Consider the following 19,396-nt stretch of genomic DNA (forward strand, 5'->3'; position numbering starts at 1 on the left):
GTTGATCGGAGCATCCCTACGTCTGCTTCTGGCCGATAGTAGTCGTTGGCACGTCTTCGCTTTCGTCAGGCCGCATCTGCGGCCCGTGTGGTTGCATCGTTACTTGCTTGGCGCTTTCGCCTCCATGCCATCGAGCACCGATTCGATCAACGCATTGCTCAATTCCAGCGAATGCTGCGAGGCCATCAGCAGGCTCTTGAACTGCTCATCGGCGCGTTCGCAGGCTTGTGCGGTGGTGTCCTTGGCGCACTGGATCATGATCGACAGGTAGACCAGCGCGTCTTCGAGCTTGATGTTCTCGCGCACGGAAAACAGGGGAGGGTGATCGCCGTGGCAACAGCCGAAGGAGGTGTAGACGGGTTTGCGCAGGGTGGTGGCTAGCGGGGGATCGGGGACGATTTTTGTCATTGTGCTGCTCCTAGAGTGGTGGAGCTGTCACTCATCGCTACCAAACGAAGGGTGACGGCCATACGCAGGTTGGTAGACCGGGACTCTAGGAACCCAGCGCGCACGAATGCGCCCTGCGTACAGCCGCCATAACACGAAACAGCAGACACAAAAAAAAGCGCCAGCTGAGACGGATGGACGCTTGCACGTCATAGAGTACTCGGGCTACCAAACCCGGTCGCTGGATTTACAACGACGGGGCAAGGTTAACGGGGTTGGGGTGGGGATTCAAGTTTCTGGCTGATGGAAGGATGAGACATTACCGTTTCAGTGTTGATGCTTGCACGTCGACGATCTGGCTTGCTTTTGAATTCAATGGCTTAATACGCGCAGGGTCGTTTGTGTCATTTCATGTGCAAGGGCCGACAACGTTGATCAACACCCACAGATAAGGACATTTCATGCGTCAATTCAAACTCGTACTCGCGGCATTGCCGTTCGGCATACTGGCCGGCTGCGGCAACGACGCGCTGGAAGGCACCTACGAACAAACCACCACAGTGATGGGCATCCAGGGCCCCACCCAGAAGGTCGAGTTCTCGAGTGACTACATCATCGCAAACGGCATCGAGGTCAAGGTCGGTGAGTGGGAGCGCAAGGACGATGTGGTCATTGCTCGGAACAAAGACGGGGTCGCGTTGATCAACGTTCGCGTACTGGATGGCGGCAAGCGTCTGGAAGCCATTGGCGGCAGTGAGATGGCCAAGAACGTGTTCGTGCGGGTAGATTGATCTGGAGGGGCTGACTGGCTCGCTGTGGCTGTCAGCCCCTCCCGCCCCGGTCCGGCGCGCCTTTGCAGCCGCGGGCCGCAAACGCTGTATCGCATCATCAGCACCTGCCGTGCTGCTCGTGATCGTGGCTTTTCAGCGCTCATCGATGAGTGATGCGAACGTGACAGGGGCGATGGCTGGAAGCTACCGACGTGTTCTCAGATCTTCGGTTTCACGGCCTTGGCTTGTTCGTCGGCCAGTTTCTGTTTGCGCGTGGCTTCTTCGTTCGCATCCCGTGCGCTCAGCTCATCGAACATGCCTTTGGCGTCGGTGATGGTGAGGGTGTAGGACGCCACCATATTATCCGTCTGTTTTGCCGCTCTGACCGAGATGATTTTCCCGCATCTGGGGCTGAACGAGCGCGGAGCGGTGACCGAAACGCCAGGAATAGGCGTGATGGTGCCGTTACCCTGGCATGGGGCCGAGCCCGATCCAGTCCACTGTTTACCGTTGCGGTCGTATTGCCATGTTAAGCCCATTGCTCCGATTGCCGTGGTGTCGGAGGGTGGACCAAACTTCTCGATCAGCGCGTTCTTGAACGTATTGACCTCGATGCGGCCTCCTTTATCGAGGCGTTGCACGCGTGCGACGAACCATACCTTGCCAGCGTCGTTGAGCAATGCTGCAAACTCGTCAGAAGGTCCGCCCGGGTGGTTGGTGCCCGTACTCATCATGAGCGTATCGGTTTTCGCCGTGACACCCGCTTCCTGCCCGGTAGTCAGCATCAGCGGTGTAATTGCGTAGTCGGGGTTGGCCTTGGCGATGGCTTCTTTGGCTTCAGCCAACGAAGAGCCGATGGTTACGCCCGAAATGTCATCTGCTGCCAGGGTGGCTGTGCTCGCGAGGGCCATGAACGTCGCAGTGGCCATGACGCTTAGCGCCTTGAGGCGAGCGCTCTTGCAAGCCTGTTTCAGTGCCTGGGCTTCATTGAACTCGTTTGCAGCAAAGGGGAATTGCATGAGACCTCTTCCTGAAGTCGATTAAAGGGAGGGGCAAGGTAACATAATGTGTCCGTTCGCATTGAGCAGCAGTTCTCATAGAGCGTATGAGCCGCTGCCCGACCCAACTGGCGGTGTTGTCGCAGGCAGCTTGTCGAAACCCAGGCATGACCGCACTGGATACGGGCCGGGCCCAGGGATGCTGTACTCGGTCTACTCAAGTTTGTGCCTGGAACGAAACGCCGCCACTTTCATGCGGTTGCCACACGTCGACATGCTGCACCAGCGGCGGCGGTGCGATTTACTCAGGTCGTGGAACATCAGAATGCAGTCATGCGCCTCGCACTGGCGAACGAACTCGAACTTCTCGCTCGTGACCAGCTTCACCAACGCATCGGCCACAGGCCAAAGCAAGCTTGCCGGGCTGCAGTCCCTTTGATGAACGCCGACCCGCATCGCCTGCGCTTTGCCATCCCATTCCAGCCTGGTCACCGGGCGACCTGCTTCAAGCAGTTGATTGATCCAGCTGAGATCGACTGCAACGCCTTTCATTGCAGCGTTCACCAACGCCCTTGAACAGTCGCGAAGCCTGCGCGCTTCAGCCAGCAGCCCATGCGGCACTTTCGGGGCCGCGTGCTCAGGTAACTGCCCGGCCATCTTCAGCCAGTTCATGACGCTTTGATCATCGGTAAGGCAGTCGTGATGCTGCTCACCCACACCGTACTCGGTATTGATGAAATCGAGGGCAAGGTTGTCAGCCAGAAAGAGTGGGCCGGAGGAAACGCTGGTCGGATTCATGTCGCCCTGTAACCGTCAAAATAATATTGACAGGTTACCAAATAGCTGCGTAACCTTCAAACGGCAAATTTAACGGTTACATAAGGAATCGTCATGACCTCTTCCAAATCGATTGCAGGTGCCGGCCTCGCGGTCTCTGTGCTGGTTGGCGGTGCGCAGGCCGCCAATGGAACCAGCGTGGTTCATTACCGCTACGAGCAAGTCGGTGATGTGAAGGTTTTCTATCGTGAGGCGGGCAACCCCGGCGCCCCTACGGTACTGCTGCTTCACGGCTTCGCCGCATCATCGTTCATGTTCCGCGAACTTATCCCCCAACTAGCCGATCGCTATCATGTGATCGCGCCGGATCTGCCTGCGTTCGGCTTCACCGAAGCGCCTGCGAGGGCCGGGTACGCCTATACTTTCGCTCAATTGGCCAAGACCATCGGCCAGTTCACCGAACAGCTCAAGCTCGATAAATACGCGCTTATGGTTCACGACTACGGCGCCCCCGTAGGATGGCGTCTGGCTGTCGCCCATCCTGATCGGGTCAGCGCAATCATTTCTCAGAACGGGAATGCCTATGAGGAAGGGTTGGGCGACAGCTGGGCGCCGATCCAGACGTATTGGCACGAACCTACGCAGCAGAACCGCAATGCCCTGAAAGACTTCCCGACGCCGGCCTCGATCAAGTGGCAATACCTTGAAGGGGTTGCCGACAAGAGCTCGGTTTCACCCGATGGCTACACGCTGGAAGGGCTTCAGGTATCGCGGCCCGGCAATGCGGATATTCAGCTCGATATGGTGCTGGATTACGCCTCGAACGTCGCGATGTACCCCACCTTCCAGGCGTACTTTCGCAGGTACCAGCCACCGCTGCTGGCGGTGTGGGGCAAGAACGATCCGTTCTTCCTTCCGGCCGGGGCCGAGGCCTGGAAGCGCGATCTGCCGGATGCGGATATTCGCTTCTATGACACCGGACACTTCGCGCTTGAAACTCACGGCCAGCAGATCATTCCTGTCATTCGTGGGTTCCTGGACAAGACCCTTCGGTAGCGGGTAGGTCCTGAAGGCGTATTCCAGTGGAGCGTTGACGGCCCCCAGGAAATTTTGTACCGGTTACGGAATGCATCTCCTTTGCTGGGGTCTTTACAACGACTCTGCAAAGGACTGGTTCCATGTCGATACGCCCTGCACTCTGCCTGCTGGCCCTGCCGTTGTTTGCCGGCTGCCAGTATCTGCCACATACCGATTACTTCACAGCACCTGAGAACGAGCCCGATCCCGCGTGGATACGCATCGTCAACTTCACGCAGCATGCCGATCTGTACCAATACGAAAACGGTGTGCGTTCGGGGGGCGTCATCCGCAGCGGGCCGCTTCCGTTCACCCACACGCAGGATGAGGGGATGCCCAAGGCAGGGCAAGACCTGACGTCGGACTACTATGAAACGCGGATCCGGCCCGGTATCGAAACGCACGTGGGCATGTTCTGGGAGGGGCCGCGCACCCAATCCTGCTACGTCACAACGAAGTTCACACCCCAGGCGGGGCGCTATTATCAGTTCAGGCTGACCTCCGGCTCAGGAGGCACCTGTACGTTGTACCCGTCGCTGATCGAGCGCGACAAGGACGGTGCCGGGTGGCACCTCACCCCCAACCCGCAGGTGACTTACAAAGGCGAAGGGCCGACGGCCAAAACGCATTACAACAACAGTCGCTTCGAGGATCCCGATTACCAGCCCCCTGCGGATCTCTATCCCGGCATAGACGTTTTATAGAGGTGCTGCTTGAATCGTCCCTCATTTCGTAGGCAGTGAGCGACCCCATCTGGCCGGATAGCAGCCGCTCGATCGTTGGCAGCGAACCGCTCCCTAGAAGCTGTAGCGGGCAGTCAGTTTCAGGTTGCGGGGGTCGCCGTAGATGTCGTACGGGCTATAGGCCCCATTGGCGATGCTGGTGTAGTAGGTACGGTCGAACAGGTTGTTTACGTTGACCTGCAGGTCCAGTTGCTCGCTGGCCTTGTAGCCTGCCACCAGGCCGACCACCGTGTACGAGCCCTGCTGGTTTTTCCAGGCAGTGGCACCGGTGCCACCCGCCGTGCGGATGCGGCTCTGCTGGTACACATCACCGCCCACGCGCCAGCGCTGCAGCTCACCCGGCAGGGTGTAGATCGTGGACAGCTTGAACAGCTGACGCGGCTTCTTGCGGTCGAAGTCTTCACCTTCGCGGGCTGCATTGGCATCACTGACGTATTGGGTCTGGGTATAGGTGTAGCCGGCCGCCAGTTGCCAGTTGTCGGTCAGGGCACCCTGGACTTCCAGGTCGACGCCGCGGCTGCGCACCAGGCCGGCGGCCTCGTAGCAGGCACTGGCGGGGCCTGAGCCGCACCCCTTGTTGTCAGGCAACTCCTGGGCGCGGTTCTTCTGGTCGATCTGGAATACAGCCATGCTGGTGTTCAGTGCGCCACCAAAGTACTCGCCCTTGATGCCCACTTCGTAGTTCTCACCCACTACCGGGACGATCACTTTCCTGTCCAGCCCTTTGCTGCTCTGTGGCTTGAAGATATCGGTGTAGCTGACATAGACCGAGTGATTGGCGTCCAGGTCGTAGACCAGGCCGGCATAGCGGGTCAGATTGCGGGTGACCTTGTAGTTGCCTTCGCCGTCTTGGCCGTCGTCGAATTCGTACCAGTCGACACGGCCCCCGAGGATCAGCGACAGTGGCTCGCTCAGGCGCAGGCGGGTGGTGGCATAGACGCTGTCCTGGGTGGTGGTCTCGGGAAGGCCGTTGCTGCCAGTGACGTAATCCGGCTTGGCATGCGCACCTGGATCCCAGTCGAAGGGGTTGCTGCCCGCGTCGATGAAACTGCTCCAGGCCTTGCCGGAACGATAATTCAGCTCACGCTTGCTTACGCCCAGGGTCAGGTCATGCGTTTGGCCGAGCAACTGGAAGGGGCCGCTGAGCGCCAGGTCGTAGCCGGTTTCCTTTTGCTCCATGGCTTCGGTCCACAGGTAGTGACGATCGTATTCCCATACCGAAGAGGCCAGCACGTCGGTGTCGGTCTTGGACTGCATGGCGGCCAGGCGCAGCGTCCAGTCGTTGGCGAGGCCTTGTTCCAGGGTGGCGAAATAGCCGGTGGTGCGATCGTCCGAGTATTCCCAGTCATGGCCCAGGAAGGTGTCGCGTGGCAGCCCCAGGTGACCGCCGCCACGGGCCATGGGCAACCCGCCCCAGATATAGTTGGTATGGTTCTTCTGCCGGTAGGCCCCCAGCGTCAGCGTGGTGCTGTCGCTCAGGTCGGCGTCGACCACGCCGTAGAACAGATCATGATCACTCTGCACCGAGTCACGGAAGCTTTTGGCGTCCTGGCGCGAGACCACGGTGCGGGCGCGCAGGGTGCCACTGTCATTGAGCGGGCCGCCGATATCCAGCGTGCCGGTGTAATCGTCCCAGCTACCGGCGCTGCCGGTGAGCGTGCCCTGAAACTCATGGGTCGGGCGCTTGCGCACCAGGTTGATGGCGCCAGCGGGGTTGCCGGCACCCTGGGCCAGCCCGGTGGCGCCGCGAACGATCTCCACCCGGTCATACATGGCCAGGTTGGCTTCTCCGCTGGGCAGGTAGGTCAAAAAGCTGGTTGGGAAACCGTCGTACATGATGTTGTCGACGTCGAAACCGCGTGCGCTGAAGGTGGGCCGCCCAACGCCGCCGGCGTTATTGAGGAAAATGCCCGGCGCACTTTTGGCGACATCGCTGATACTGGTCATGGCCTTGTCGTCCATGCGCTTGCGCGTGACCACGCTGACCGACTGTGGCGTTTCGCGCAAGCTCAAGGGCAACTTGGTGGCAGTCTGCATGGTCCCGGTGGTGTAGGAACCGCTGTTCTCGGTAGTCGCCGCCAGGCCCTGTCCGGTAACGCTGGTTGCGCCCAGTTCCAAGCCTGTGCCAGCGACCTGCGGTGTCAGCAGGTACAGACCATTGCCCTGCGCTGACGCTTGCAGGCCGGTGCCCCGCAACAGTTGCTGCAGACCGCCTTCCACACTGGTGGTGGCATCGAGCCCGGGGCTGCGCAAACCTTCCACCAGCCCCGGTTCGATGGGCAGGGTGATATCCGCCTGGCTGGCAAAGTCGGCAAGGGTAGTGCTCAGGTTACCGGCTGGTACCTTGTAGGCACGGCCCTGCTGCGCGCTTTGCTCGACGGCCTGCGACGATGTTGCAGTCAGGCTGGTGCCCGCGATGATCAGGCCCAGTACTGCAGCGTGTACTGCCCGCGCCAGTGGTTGCATGCCCTGCGTCGTCGCCATGTGTTCGTCCCGCCCTTGTGAAAGTGAAGTGGTTAAGAGAGGGACACGCAGCCTGAGTAAAACACGACAATGATTCTTGTTACGCACTGGCGCGCGCCGTGATGGTGACCCAGTAGGGCGTGCGGTAGTGGACGTTGACCGGCAGCGTCTGGCTCAGGGCACGCAGAATCTGGTCGGTGTCGCGCAACTGGAAGGCGCCGGAGATCAGCAGCCCGGCTACCGCCGGATCGCAACGCAGCAGGCCAGGTCGGTAGCGATCCAGCTCGCTGATGAAGTCATCGAGGCGCATCTTTTCTGCGCGCAGCACATTGCTGAGCCAGTCAAGGCGATGCTGCGCCAGTGCCATAGGAGGCTGCGCGGCCTGGGTGTCTACATGGGTCTGCTGGCCAGCCGCCAGGCGGGTCAGGCCATCAGCACCGCGTGACAGTCGTGGGCGCACCTCGACAGCGCCTTCCAGTGCGGCGAGGTAGGTGGAGTGCGGGTACTGACGCACCAGAAAACGGCTGCCGAGCAGGGTGATGTGCGCGTGGGCGGTATCGACGATGAACGCCCGGCTGGCCTGTTCGCGCGGCACCTGGACGAGCATCTCGCCGGCAATGAGGCGCACGCGACGAACGCTGTCGTCGTAGGCGAGATCAACGGCGCTACCGGTGTTCAGGCGAATCTGTCCGCCGTCGGGCAGGTCCAGGGTGCGCTGTTCCCCCGTGGCGGTGCGCTCGTCCGCCTGCCACTCGCGCCACGGCAGGCCCCGGTGTGCAGCGAGGCCGAGCGGGGCGGCAGCGATCAGCACCGCTAGGATCTTGAGCGCCTGGCGCCGCTCCAGGCTGCGCGGGCGCTCCAGCGCCGCGCGTTCGGCATCCCCGGCAAGCAACTGGGCTCGACCGCAGAAGCGCTCGGCCAGTTGCCAGGCCCGTTCGTGATCTGCGTGTCGCGCCCGCCATTCGGCGCCGGCGGCATGCTCGGCGGCGCCAGCGCCGCTGTTTTGCAGGCGCACGAACCAGCTGGCCGCCTCACGGGCAATGCGCCGGTCGATGGGCGTATCACCCATGCGACGCGTTCTGGCTGGCGAGCACGATGCATTCTTCAAACGCCCGCGCAAGGTAGCGTTGTACCGAGCGCACGTTGAGGCCGAGCCGGCTGGCGATCTCTTCCTGCGTATACCCCTCCAGTTGCGCCATCAGAAACGCCTGCCGGGTTCTGGCGGGCAACAGGGCAAGTACCTGGTCGATCTCGTCGAGGGCCTCGAGCACCAGCGCCTGATGCTCCAGCGACGGCGCCAGATCTTCCGGCGTTTGCGCCAGCGCGGCCAGGTAGGCTTGCTCCAGTGAGCGGCGGCGGTAGAGGTTGAGGGTCAGGCGATTGGCGATGGTGGCCAGATAGGCGCGCGGCCTGGCGAAGTTCAGCGGCTCGCCAGGCGCACTGCTGAGCAGTCGCACGAACGTATCCTGGGCCAGGTCCGCAGCATCGGCGGTGCTGCCCAGGCGCCTGCGCAGCCAGCCCTGCAGCCAGCCGTGGTGGTGACTGTAGAGCTGACCGATGACTTGATGATGGGGGTGGTTTGCCGAGGAAGTGGACTGCACGGGATATGAAAGACGTGAATGAGAATTTGTCGCATTGTAGCAGCATGCGCTCGGGCTCGTACACGTAAAAGGTTCTGGTATCGGTCAAGCGTGGCCACGCCAGACCGATGCCGGATCTACAGGCTCAATACCCTGTTCAGAACGCCCATCGGGTACTCAGCAGCACATTGCGCGGATCCCCGTAGAACCCGCTGTTGAAGGTCTGGTCCAGGGAACTCAGGTACTTCTTGTCGAACACGTTGTTCACGTTCAACGTGGCCGAAATGTCCGGCGTGAAATCATACCTGGCCATCAGATTGAAGGTCGAATAGGCGGTTTGTTCTGCCTCTACCGGCTGGGCAAACATCCACGATGAATAGCTGAAGTGGATCCTGCTCTGCCAGTTCCAGCCGCCGCCCACGGTCAGGTTGTTCAACTGCCCCGGGAGTTTGTAGGTGGACCACAGCTTCGCCATGTGCTCGGGCATGATGGTCTGGATGGGGTCGTGGTGCTCATCCTCGGTCCTGCCATAGGTATAGGACGCCATGACATTCCAGTCGGGCAGCACTTCGCCGGTCACTTCCAGGTCCACGCCCTGGGTACGGCCATCGGCCGCCCGGTAGGCCGTTTCCAGCGGATAACCCGGTACCGAGCTGTCGCCGTCAGCGACTGCAAGATTGTCCTGGTTGATTTGATACAGCGCGATGGCGGTGTTCACGCGCCCCTCGTAGAACGCACTTTTCAGGCCGAGTTCGAAGGTGTCACCTTCACGCGGGTCAAGCATTGCACCCGTGCGGTCGCGGTAAGACTGGGGCATGAAAATGGTGGCGTAGCTCGCGTACAGCGTGTGCTGCTCGTTCAGGTCATAAGTGATCCCGGCATACGGCGTGACCACGGCATGTTTGCGGCTGGACTGATCCAGGTCGTAGACGCTGCGCGCCGCATCTGCGTTGACGTACGAGTAGTGTCGATCGTAGTCGCTGACCCGCGACCCGAGGATGACGTTCAACTTATCGGTGATGTTCAGGCGTGTGGCCAGGTAGTAGCCGCGCTCACGAATGTCGGTATCGTTGTCGTAGAACTTGGCCCCGAATACCGGATCACCCGTGGTGTTGTTCCAGGTGTAGATATTGAAAGGGGTTCGACCGGCCAGGCCGCCTGTCTCCCGATAGGTATCGGTGCGGGTGTGCGAGTCGGTGTAGTTGAAGCCCATCACCAACGCGTGCTTGCGCCCGAGCACTTCATACGCGCCCTCCAGTCGCGCATCCAGCCCGGCCTGGTCCTGACGGCTGTTGCCCTGTTGGGTGTAGAGCGGCAGCCCGGCGCCGGTGGTCTCGTTGGGGAAGCCTGACCACACCGCGCCCATTACCCACTGGTAATCACGCTTGCTGTAGAGGTAGTTGCCCGAGACGTTCAACGCCCAATCGTCGTTGAACTGCCGGCGGTAGGTGGCGAACAGGTTGTAGGCATCGACCTGATTGGTGTTGTCGCGGCTGGCGACGTTGAACGAGCGCGACAGGCTGGTCTGTTTTCCATTGCTGTAGAACAGCGGGTTGCCGACGCCGCCGAACACGCCTTTGGGATCATCCTTCTGATAGGAAATGCCAGCTGTAAGCGTATCGCTCTCGGACAAGTCACCTTCAAGTACCCCGTAGAGCACCTGTTTTTCCTGTTGGTAGACGTCGATGAAGCTGTCGCTCTGCTGGTAGGCACTGACAAAGCGTCCACGCACGTTGCCGGTCTCGGTCAGCGGGCCGGAAACATCCAGTTCACCACGATACTTGTTCCAGGACCCGACGGCGCCGGCGACATGCCCCTGGAACGTCGAAGTAGGGCGTTTGCGTACCATGTTCAGGGTGCCCGAAGGGTCGCCGGCACCGTTCATCAGGCCTGACGCACCGCGCAGTACTTCCACACGGTCGTAGATGGCCATGTCGGCCAGGCTTTGGGATACGTCCTGGGTCTGGATTTCTGCCGTGGTCTTGATGCCGTCGATCTGGTAACTGCTGATCGGATAACCCCGGGAGTACACATTGAAACGCTCGCTGCCCATGCTCTGCACCGACACCCCCGGCGTCTGCTGGAGCACCTCGGTAATGGTGCTCAGCGCCTGGTCGTCGATACGCTGGCGGGTCATGACGCTGACTGTCTGCGGCGTCTCGCGCAGGCTCAGGTTGAGTTTGGTGGCCGTGTTGGTCACGCCGGTGGTGTAGGACCCGGTGCCCTCGGTGGTTGCGCCCAAGGGGTTGGCGTTGACCGTGGTGGCGCCGATTTCCAGCGCACCGCTGTTGGCCGGCCGGGGTTCCAGCACCACGCTGCCTGCGCCCGTACTGCGCCAGGTCAGGCCGCTGCCCTCGAGCAGTTGCTCCAGGGCCGCTTGCGGTTCCTGGGCACCGCGAATGGCCTGGCTCGATTTGCCCTCCACGATCCGTCCGTCATAGATGATCTGCAAGCCGCTCTGTTCAGCAAGATGATTGAGCGCGCTGGCCAGCGGCTGCGCAGTAATGTTCAGGTTCACGGGCGCCGCGACGGCCAGCAGGGGCAGCGCGCTCGCCAGCAGGACGATACGGCGCAGGGTGGCAGCCAGGAGAGTGGGTTTGACGGTGTGGCACGGGCGATACATGTGCGTTCCTTTTCCTTGAATGCGAGGCATTAGCGTTTTAGGAAAGGAAGACGGGCGACACGCGGGGACCCGTAAAAATAATTGAAAAATAGCGTCAGCGACGGGCTTTGAGCACGACCCAGTAGTTGGTGTAGCGCACCACGTCCAGGGAAAATGCCTGCGCCAGGCTCTCTACACCCTCGTCCAGGCGATCAAGCTGCACGGTACCGCTGACCTTGAGGTTGCCCACGTGTTCATCCGCCGCGTGGATGAACCCCGGGCGATAACGTTGCAGTTGCTCCAGCACGTCGGCCAGCGGGGTCATGTCAAACACCAGGCGTCCATGCTGCCAGGCCAGGGCCTGAGCGACGTTCACGGACGCTTTGGTGCCCAGCCCATGGGCGCTCTGTTCAATGCGCGTACCGGCTTGCAAAACCGCATCGCCGGACGGATCTTCAACCTTCACGCGGCCACGGGCGACCGTGACCTGCGTGTCTTTACCTGTGCGGCTAACTGCGTATACCGTGCCCAATGCAGTGGCGCTGAGGTCGGCGGCTTCGACGCGAAAAGGCCGCTGCGGGTCGTGCATCACATCGAACAGCGCCTCGCCTTTGCGCAGCACGATGGTCCTGCCGGCGGCAGTGAACTGCACATCCACGGCCGAATTTGAATCAAGCAGGATATGCGAGCCGTCCGCCAGTTCGATGCGACGCTGTTCGCCGCGTGCGGTGTGGTAATCCGCGTCCCAGGCGTTCTGGCGCACCAGCAGCATGCTCAAGCCCAGCACCAGCACAGCAGCGCTGGCGAATTGCCAATGGCGCTTGTAGGTGCGCCGTTGCGCAGGTGCCTTCAACAGCCCGGTCAGTTGCCACAGCCGGCGCGCCTCGACGAATGCCTGCTGGTGCGCCGGGTGCTCGTCGCACCAGGCGCGCGCCGCGGCCACATCCTCCGGCGACGCGGTGCCGCAGGTGAGACGCACCACCCAGCCATGGGCAATGTGATCGACGTTTGAAGGGTCGGTGATGGGGGACGGATGATCGTGCATGGGGTTCATCGTTGCAGGCATTGACGAAGAAAGTCGAGGGCAACCACCAACTGTTTTTCCACCGTGCTGACAGAGACGCCCAGCGTTTTCGCCACCTGCTTGTGCGGCAGGCCTTGCAGGCGGCACATCAGAAAGATCTGCTGGCATTGCGCAGGCAAGCGTTTGAGCGCCTCGCCCAGGGCGTCCATGTCGCGGCGGGCAGCGACGACCTCGAACAATTCGGGGCTTTCCCCGGTGACCTCGTAAAGATAGGCCATGCCCTGGTCGTGGTGATCGCGGGTTTCGCGGCTGCGTGCATGGTCGATGATCAGGTTGCGTGCAATGCGGAAGATGAAGCCGCGCACATTCAACACGGGCTCGCGCGGTGGCTGGCGCAGTACCCGCAAATAGGTTTCCTGTGCAAGCTCTGCGGCTGTCTCGGTGTTCTTCAAATGCCGATAGAAAAACGAGCGCAGCTCTCCCGAGTGGGCTTTGAAGGCGCGTTCAAGTTCTTCGGTAGTCATGCTCGACATGGGCGGCAGCCGCGTAACCGTGGAGGCGGCAAAGGTTAGTGGTAATGTTTTGCATTTGCAATTATGGGCGTGATCGTTCCAGCCACTCAGGCTGCAACTGCGCAAAACAATCCTGCAGCCATTCAATGAACACCTGCACCTGCGGCGCCAGGTGCGTGCGGCTTGGGTACAGCACCGACACAGGGCGAGGGGCTGGCCGATAGGGCCTTAGAATCTCCACCAGGGCACCGCTGCCCAAGTGCTCTGCCACGGCGATGCCGGGCGCCTGAATGATCCCGAAACCCGCCACGGCGCACTGAACATACGCGTTCGACTCGGTAACGGTGATGCCTGCGCTGCCGACAAACGCCTGATTCCGGCCCTTGGCCGAGAAGTGCCAGGGCAATGTCCGGTTGCTCTGCCCGGAGAGGAAGTTGACGGTGCTATGCGCGGCCAGATCATCGAGTGTCCTGGGCTCGCCGTGCTCGCGCAGGTAGTCGCACGCTGCACAGGTCACCATGGTTGCCATCGCGATGGGGCGTGCGATCAGCGTCGAGTCCGGCAAGTCACCGATACGCAACGCACAGTCGACGCCTTCGCCCACCAGGTCCACGGCGCGGTCGGTCACGCCCAGCACCAGGTTGATACCCGGGTACTGTGTGGTGAACCCTTTGAGGCGCTTGATGAGTGCCATCTGCGCGAACGCCGTCGGGATGTCTACGCGAAGCCGACCCACCAGGGTTGCTCCGGTACGATCAAACATTGAGGTCGCCGCAGAAACACCCGCCAGAATCTCCTGTACGCGTGCGTAGAACTGCTCGCCCTCGGTGGTCAGCGCCACCTTGCGGGTGGTGCGCTGGAACAGTCGCACACCCAGCGACGTCTCCAGTTCCTGAATGTAGCGGGTGACCTGCGGCCGCCCGATATCCAGCGATTCGGCGGCTTTGGTGAAGCTGCCGAGTTCAGCAAGCCTTGCGAACAGGCGCATCGATTGCAGCAGTTCCATGACGTTCCCTTGGGCGCCCCGACCGAGGTGCGTAGTCGTAAATAATTGTTGCTGAATAATAGAACAATCATGTCTTTTTGCGCGTATTTATTGCGCCGGCTGAAACGCGAAAGATGTGCCCAAGGCCAACCTGTTTCGGTTTGGGCCATTGACGTGTATCTGGAGACTCATCATGAAAGCTTGGCTACTGAGCGATTTCGGGCTCGACAACCTGCAACTGGGAGAGGTTGAGACCCCTCGACCGAAGGCCGGTGAGCTACTGGTCAAGGTGGGTGCTGTCTCGCTCAACTTTCGCGACAAGGCTATCGTCGACGGCATTTACGAGCCGGACAAGGTACCCAGGCCGCTGATCCCCGTGAGCGACGCGGCCGGCACAGTGGTGGCGGTCGGTGACGGCGTCACGCGCTTCCAGCTGGGCGATCGGGTCAACTCGCACCTGTACTCTCGCTGGTTGGACGGCGAGCCTGGCCCCAACGAGCCGGACTACTGCTTCGGCTCGCCCTTGCCGGGCGGTTTGGCCGAGTACATGATCATCCATCAGGACAGCGCCGTGGGCGCGCCCGACAGCATGAGCGACGAAGAGGCGGCAACGCTGCCGATTGCCGCGCTCACGGCCTGGTATTCACTGGTGGACTTCGGCGCGGTTCAGCCGGGTCAAACCGTGCTGGTCCAAGGCACTGGCGGTGTGTCCATCTTTGCCGTGCAGATTGCTACCGCGCTTGGCGCCAAGGTGATCGCAACGTCCAGCAGCGAGCAGAATCTGCACGCTGTGAAGCGTCTGGGCGCGGTGGCGGGAATCAACTACAGGACCACCCCAGCCTGGGCGCACGAAGTGCTGAAACTGACTGGCGGCAAGGGCGTGGATCTACTGCTTGATGTGGCGGGGGGCAGCGGCATCAATCAGTCGATCGCAGCCACCAAGGCATCCGGGCGTATTGCACAGATCGGCTTTCTGACCGGGCAGACCGTTGAGCTCAACCTGATGCCGCTGATTTTCCGCCAGACCACGATCCGCGGTATCGCCGTTGCGCCGCGCTCCTCATTCGACCGCATGAACGCGTTTCTCGACGAACATCAGATACGCCCGGTGATCGACCAGGTATATCCGTTCGACCAGGCGCGTGAAGCTTACGAGCACCTCGCCAGGGGAGCCTTCGGCAAGATCGTCATCAAGGTTGCCTGATACCCCCCAAGCAGCCTGCCTCCTGCACCGCGAGGCGGGCCTTTTGCGCCACGATGCTCAGCTACCAAACGACTCCATCAGCACCTGCACCAGCTCACCGCCCTGTGGCGTGGCCGGCTCTGGCCAGTGCTAGAATCCCCGGTCTTGGCCTGGCCGATCGCAGGGCGAACGTACTTGAGGAGAAGTGCTGATGAATGAAAAGGTTGTCAAAAAGAAACGGGTCAATTTTCTGGTTCAGGACGTGGCGCTCAATCACACCGCCACCAGAAGCCTGTTTCAACAGATGATCCCCGCGCAATGAACATCGAATTTTCAGCCACCTGCTACAGCGCCTACACCGAAGATGATGTGTTCACCGTCGGCTTTGCCGATCGTGAAGACGACCCTCGGCACTACCTCATCCTGCAGCGCGCCGAAGAGCCCGACGAGCAGGACGTGGCGTTGGGGCACGACGTCTGCTACGTCGAAATCGGTGAGCCGTCGCTGGCGGGATATAGCGGCATCGATGAGGTGCTGATCAGCACCGACAAGCTGGTGTTCACGTTTGACCAGAGAACGCCCTGGTGCGAGGGCATACGGACTGTCGAGATAGCCATTTCGCCTGCGCTGGGGCCCCTTGACGGCATCGAGGCGTCGCTCAGGGCAGTGTTCACGGCCAGCCCGATGAACGTTGCGCCGCGTGTTCATCGGGTGGCCGCTGCGCCGGCTAGCCGTCCTGGCGAGACGTCTTGATGGTCAGCACCTCGGTGTAGATGGCGTCCACTGTCTGGCCGACCTTGAGGTTTTTCATGCGGGCCTGAAGCTCGGGGTTTTCCACTTTGACCACTTTCACCTTGCCTTCTGGCGGCAGCAGCGTCACTTCATGGTCTTTCAGGTTGATGGCCGTGATCTTGGAGGTGACCTTCACCTGGCGGAACGCCTCGCCACCGGGGTTCGGGTTGTCCTTGGTGGCGCGCACGGTGCCGGCTGCTTCGCTGACCTTGGGCACGCCGCCTTCACTGGTATCGAGCACATAGGCGACCGAGCGATTGACGTAGACGTCGACCTGGTCACCGACCTTCAGGTTGGGCAGCGACTTGGCCTTGTCCGAGAGCTGGATGGGAATCCGGCTCTGGTCGGGGCCTTCCACGGTGACCTGATAGTTGGCGGCGTCAACGGCCAGCACCTGGGTGGTGATGTGGTCTTCCAGCGCCACGCCGGCCAATGGCAGTTCGGCGGCGTGGGCGGCGAGGCTGGCGGTGGCGAGGAGGGTGGCGAGGGTTGCGCGCTGAGCGAGTGAGCGAATCGGGGTCATGAGCCTGCTTTCCCTAGTGATGGCTGAATGAGGTGCGTGGGGTACGGGCAAAGCATAGTCATTGATTGGGAATATGCCCGCCGGGTGCCGCGCAGTGCCTGGACGTCTTGCCGCACTCAGGCATTGACTCTGTCCCCAAGGACAGACCTCACACTCCAGCAATACACAACCGCATCCTGCTGGAGCTTCAGATGAGCACTCTCTGTCTGGTGACCGGTGCCAACGGTCATCTTGGCAACACCCTGGTGCGGGCGCTGCTGCGTCAGGGCTATCGCGTTCGTGCCGGCGTGCGCGACGTTCGCAATCTGGCACCCTTCGCCGGCCTTGACTGCGAAGTGGTCTATGCCGAGGCCCTCGACGAGGTGGCCATGTTCAAGGCCATGCAAGGCGTCGAGGTGCTGTTTCAGGTCGCGGCCGTATTCAAGCACTGGGCCCGTGACCCGCAGCGCGAAATCATCACGCCCAACGTGCAGGGCACCCGCTGCGTGCTCGCCGCAGCCGCGCGTGCCGGGGTAGAGCGGGTGGTGCATGTCAGTTCTGTCGCTGCCGTCGGCCACGCCGGTGAGGCACTGGACGAAACGCAGTGGAACTCCGACACCCGCAACGCCTACTACACCTCCAAGCTACTCGCCGAACGCGCCGCCTGGGAAACCGCCCAGGTCCTGGGGCTGTGGATGGTGTCGGTGTTGCCGTCGGCAATCATCGGGCCCAACGCTGCCCGCCTCACCGACACCATGGGGTTTTTGCAAGCGCTCAGGTTGTGCCAGATGCCGTTCGATCCCGGCTTTCATTTCAACTTCGTGGACGTGCGTGACGTCGCCGACGGCCTGATCCGCGCGGCGCTGGTGGGGCAGCCGGGCCAGCGCTACCTGCTTGCCAACAGCCACTGCTCCTCGCTTGGCGATGTGCTCGGTGCACTCAACGCGGTCAGCCCCGGCTATCGCCTGCCACCGCCCGCACCGCGGTGGCTGCTGCTGTGCGCGGCCTGGCTGCAGGAGCGTCGCGCCCAACTGACCGGCCAGCCCGCGCAGTTGCTGGTCAGCCAGGTGCGCATGTTTCACAAGGTCAGGCAGCAGTACAGCACGCTCAAGGCCAGGGGCGAGCTGGGCTTCAACCCGCGTTCGCCGCAGGTGGCGCTGGCTGAAGCATTTGCCTATCTGCAGCGCCAGCCTCGGCAGCCGTATGAAGACATGGCGTCGGTTGTGCGAACAGTGCATTCATCTCCTGCCTGAGCGTCACCAGATGAACATCCAGCGCCTGCAGCTCGGCGATCTGTTGCTGCACCTGCTGGCGCTTGGCATCGACGGCCTGGTTCGCCATGGCCAGCGGGAAGGCTTGCAGGGCGTGCTTGGCGTCCAGCAGTGGCTTCATCTCGGCCAGCCTGAAACCGGCCTGCTGTGCCCGGCGGATCAGCTGGACCATTGCCAGATGATGGGGGGTGTAAACGCGGTAGCGCCCGCTGCGCCGGGGTTCCTGGATCAGCCCCAGCGCTTCGTACAGGCGGATGGCCTTGGGCGTGCAGCCGGTGAGGTGGGCGAGTCGTCCGATGAACATGCCAAGCGTCCTTGTTGCGGTGGGGGTGGCAGAGGTTCTGGACGATACGCCCGGGACAGGTAAGGGGCAAGGTAGCTGCCTTGCGTTACTCACACGGGCATCAAGCGAGTTCCTCCAGGCACTGCTCCAGGATGTCCAGCCCACGCGCCAGTACCTCAGGCTCGATGGTCAACGGCGCCAGCAGGCGGATGATGTGCCGTGCCTTGCCCGCCGGCATCAGCAGCAACCCCGCCGCACGCGCCTTTTCCATCACTTCGGCCAACTGCGCCGTGGCCGGCTTGCCCTCAGGGGTGATCAGCTCGATGCCGCGCATCGCCCCCACCCCGGTCAAGCGCCCAAGGTAAGGCGTCAAGCCCTTGGCTTTCCACGCCTGGTAGCGCCCCACGATCGCCTGCTCCTGCAACTCGCCCCAGCTCGCCAGGTTGGCATCGCTCATCAACCCCAGCGTCGCCACGCCCGCCGCGCACGCCATCGGGTTGCCCGAGTAGGTACCGCCCAACCCACCCTTGGGCAGGCTCGCCATCAGCTCGCGCCGGCCCACCACCGCACCCAGCGGCACACCGCCGGCAATGCTTTTGCCCAGCAACAGCAGGTCGGGCTCTATACCCAGCCGTGGGAAGGCAAAGCGCTGACCGGTTCGGCCAAAGCCCGACTGGATTTCGTCAATGATGATCAGAATCCCGTGCGCATCGCAGAACGTACGCAGTGCCTGCGCAAACGCAGGTTCCAGCGCCAGGAAACCCGCTTCGCCCTGTACCGCCTCCAGGATGAAGCACGCCACCTCGTTCACGTCGATCTCGACGCTGAACAACCGCTCCAGTGCCTGCAAGGCCTGTTCGGTGGTCACACCGTTGTCGGCGCTGGTAGGCAGGTGGAACACCGGCCCCGGCAGCACGCCGACCTTCTGCTTGTACGGCGCGACCTTGCCATTGAGGTTCAAGGTGGCCAGGGTGCGCCCGTGAAACCCGCCATCGAAGGCAATCACCGCGGTGCGCCCGGTGGCCGCGCGCACCACCTTCAGCGCGTTCTCCGCCGCCTCCGCACCGCTGTTGGTGAGCATGCCCGCCATCGGGTAGCTCAGCGGCAAAAAGGCCTCCAGGCGCTGCATGAATTCCACATACGGCCCATGCGGCGTGGCGTTGAACGCGGCGTGGGTCAGTTGCGTGGCCTGGTGCTGGATGGCGCTGACGATCGCGGGGTTGCAGTGCCCCAGGTTGAGCACACCGATACCACCGACAAAGTCGATATATTCGTTGCCATCGGTGTCCCACACCTGCGCATTGCGCCCGTGCGAAAGTGTAATCGGATGGGCGATCGAAATGGATCGGCTGATCGTTTCATGCGTCATGTTCACTACCTGGCGGACGTAAGTTTTTATATATCTAAGCCAACATCTGCCAAGCGCCACAAGCGAAATAAAGTCGAG

At 61.8% G+C, this 19,396-nt stretch carries 18 protein-coding genes and 1 pseudogene; 6 read left to right on the plus strand and 13 right to left on the minus strand.

Annotated elements, in window-relative coordinates:
* Positions 1-99: 99 nt before the first annotated feature.
* Positions 100-408: a DUF3077 domain-containing protein gene (locus KUO17_RS12615; RefSeq protein ID WP_217975890.1), complete on the minus strand. Its 309-nt coding sequence runs from the start codon at positions 406-408 to the stop codon at positions 100-102.
* Between the two features lie 440 nt (positions 409-848).
* Here KUO17_RS12615 and KUO17_RS12620 point away from each other — a divergent pair, with 440 nt between their 5' ends.
* Entirely contained in the window at positions 849-1,178 is a 330-nt protein-coding gene (locus KUO17_RS12620; protein ID WP_217975891.1) for a hypothetical protein, read from the plus strand.
* A gap of 197 nt (positions 1,179-1,375) precedes the next feature.
* Here KUO17_RS12620 and KUO17_RS12625 read toward each other — a convergent pair whose 3' ends face one another.
* Positions 1,376-2,176 carry a hypothetical protein gene (locus tag KUO17_RS12625; protein WP_217975892.1) on the minus strand — a complete coding sequence of 267 codons (801 nt, stop codon included), beginning with the start codon at positions 2,174-2,176 and terminating at the stop codon, positions 1,376-1,378.
* Positions 2,177-2,368: 192 nt separating this feature from the next.
* A complete protein-coding gene (locus KUO17_RS12630; protein WP_217975893.1) occupies positions 2,369-2,953 on the minus strand; it encodes a CGNR zinc finger domain-containing protein in 585 nt (194 codons plus the stop codon).
* Positions 2,954-3,046: 93 nt separating this feature from the next.
* Between KUO17_RS12630 and KUO17_RS12635 the strand changes: the two genes are divergently transcribed.
* Both KUO17_RS12635 and KUO17_RS12640 read left to right on the plus strand, forming a co-directional pair.
* Positions 3,047-3,988 (plus strand): alpha/beta fold hydrolase, encoded by a 942-nt coding sequence (locus KUO17_RS12635; RefSeq protein ID WP_217975894.1) that lies wholly within the window; start codon positions 3,047-3,049, stop codon positions 3,986-3,988.
* A 122-nt stretch (positions 3,989-4,110) separates the two neighbouring features.
* The gene (locus tag KUO17_RS12640) at positions 4,111-4,713 is read left to right on the plus strand and encodes a hypothetical protein (protein WP_217975895.1); all 603 of its coding nucleotides are present in this window, start codon (positions 4,111-4,113) and stop codon (positions 4,711-4,713) included.
* A gap of 93 nt (positions 4,714-4,806) precedes the next feature.
* Here KUO17_RS12640 and KUO17_RS12645 read toward each other — a convergent pair whose 3' ends face one another.
* The 7 genes from KUO17_RS12645 to KUO17_RS12675 all read right to left on the minus strand — a co-directional run bounded on the left by KUO17_RS12645 (position 4,807) and on the right by KUO17_RS12675 (position 13,939).
* Complete coding sequence (locus KUO17_RS12645) at positions 4,807-7,236, minus strand: TonB-dependent siderophore receptor (RefSeq protein ID WP_255263558.1); 2,430 nt, start codon at positions 7,234-7,236, stop codon at positions 4,807-4,809.
* 79 nt (positions 7,237-7,315) lie between these two features.
* Positions 7,316-8,284 (minus strand): FecR family protein, encoded by a 969-nt coding sequence (locus tag KUO17_RS12650; protein WP_217975896.1) that lies wholly within the window; start codon positions 8,282-8,284, stop codon positions 7,316-7,318.
* Positions 8,277-8,816, minus strand: coding sequence for a sigma-70 family RNA polymerase sigma factor (locus tag KUO17_RS12655; RefSeq protein ID WP_217975897.1), 540 nt, complete (start codon positions 8,814-8,816; stop codon positions 8,277-8,279). The genes KUO17_RS12650 and KUO17_RS12655 overlap by 8 nt, the downstream gene beginning before the upstream one ends.
* 136 nt (positions 8,817-8,952) lie before the next feature.
* Positions 8,953-11,418, minus strand: coding sequence for a TonB-dependent siderophore receptor (locus KUO17_RS12660; protein ID WP_217975898.1), 2,466 nt, complete (start codon positions 11,416-11,418; stop codon positions 8,953-8,955).
* 94 nt (positions 11,419-11,512) lie between these two features.
* Positions 11,513-12,442: a FecR family protein gene (locus KUO17_RS12665; RefSeq protein ID WP_217975899.1), complete on the minus strand. Its 930-nt coding sequence runs from the start codon at positions 12,440-12,442 to the stop codon at positions 11,513-11,515.
* A 5-nt stretch (positions 12,443-12,447) separates the two neighbouring features.
* A complete protein-coding gene (locus KUO17_RS12670) occupies positions 12,448-13,059 on the minus strand; it encodes an RNA polymerase sigma factor (protein WP_255263559.1) in 612 nt (203 codons plus the stop codon).
* Entirely contained in the window at positions 13,016-13,939 is a 924-nt protein-coding gene (locus KUO17_RS12675) for a LysR family transcriptional regulator (RefSeq protein WP_217975900.1), read from the minus strand. Before KUO17_RS12675 ends, KUO17_RS12670 begins: the two co-directional genes overlap by 44 nt.
* Positions 13,940-14,111: 172 nt before the next feature.
* Between KUO17_RS12675 and KUO17_RS12680 the strand changes: the two genes are divergently transcribed.
* Both KUO17_RS12680 and KUO17_RS12685 read left to right on the plus strand, forming a co-directional pair.
* Positions 14,112-15,122, plus strand: a complete 1,011-nt coding sequence (locus tag KUO17_RS12680) for a zinc-dependent alcohol dehydrogenase family protein (protein ID WP_217975901.1) — start codon at positions 14,112-14,114, stop codon at positions 15,120-15,122.
* A gap of 297 nt (positions 15,123-15,419) precedes the next feature.
* The gene (locus tag KUO17_RS12685) at positions 15,420-15,854 is read left to right on the plus strand and encodes an Imm10 family immunity protein (protein WP_217975902.1); all 435 of its coding nucleotides are present in this window, start codon (positions 15,420-15,422) and stop codon (positions 15,852-15,854) included.
* On the opposite strand, the gene KUO17_RS12690 is transcribed toward KUO17_RS12685, so the two are convergent.
* Positions 15,829-16,416, minus strand: a complete 588-nt coding sequence (locus tag KUO17_RS12690; protein WP_217975903.1) for a hypothetical protein — start codon at positions 16,414-16,416, stop codon at positions 15,829-15,831. The genes KUO17_RS12685 and KUO17_RS12690 overlap by 26 nt on opposite strands.
* 191 nt (positions 16,417-16,607) lie before the next feature.
* Between KUO17_RS12690 and KUO17_RS12695 the strand changes: the two genes are divergently transcribed.
* Positions 16,608-17,648, plus strand: coding sequence for an NAD-dependent epimerase/dehydratase family protein (locus KUO17_RS12695; protein ID WP_217975904.1), 1,041 nt, complete (start codon positions 16,608-16,610; stop codon positions 17,646-17,648).
* A gap of 13 nt (positions 17,649-17,661) precedes the next feature.
* Here the strand turns inward: KUO17_RS12695 and KUO17_RS12700 are convergent.
* Positions 17,662-17,970 (minus strand): annotated as a pseudogene (locus KUO17_RS12700) (MerR family transcriptional regulator); the annotation flags it as partial.
* A gap of 100 nt (positions 17,971-18,070) precedes the next feature.
* Complete coding sequence (locus KUO17_RS12705; RefSeq protein WP_217975905.1) at positions 18,071-19,318, minus strand: 2-aminoadipate transaminase; 1,248 nt, start codon at positions 19,316-19,318, stop codon at positions 18,071-18,073.
* Positions 19,319-19,396 lie beyond the last annotated feature (78 nt).

The organism is Pseudomonas aegrilactucae (assembly GCF_019168305.1).
Lineage (GTDB): Bacteria > Pseudomonadota > Gammaproteobacteria > Pseudomonadales > Pseudomonadaceae > Aquipseudomonas > Aquipseudomonas aegrilactucae.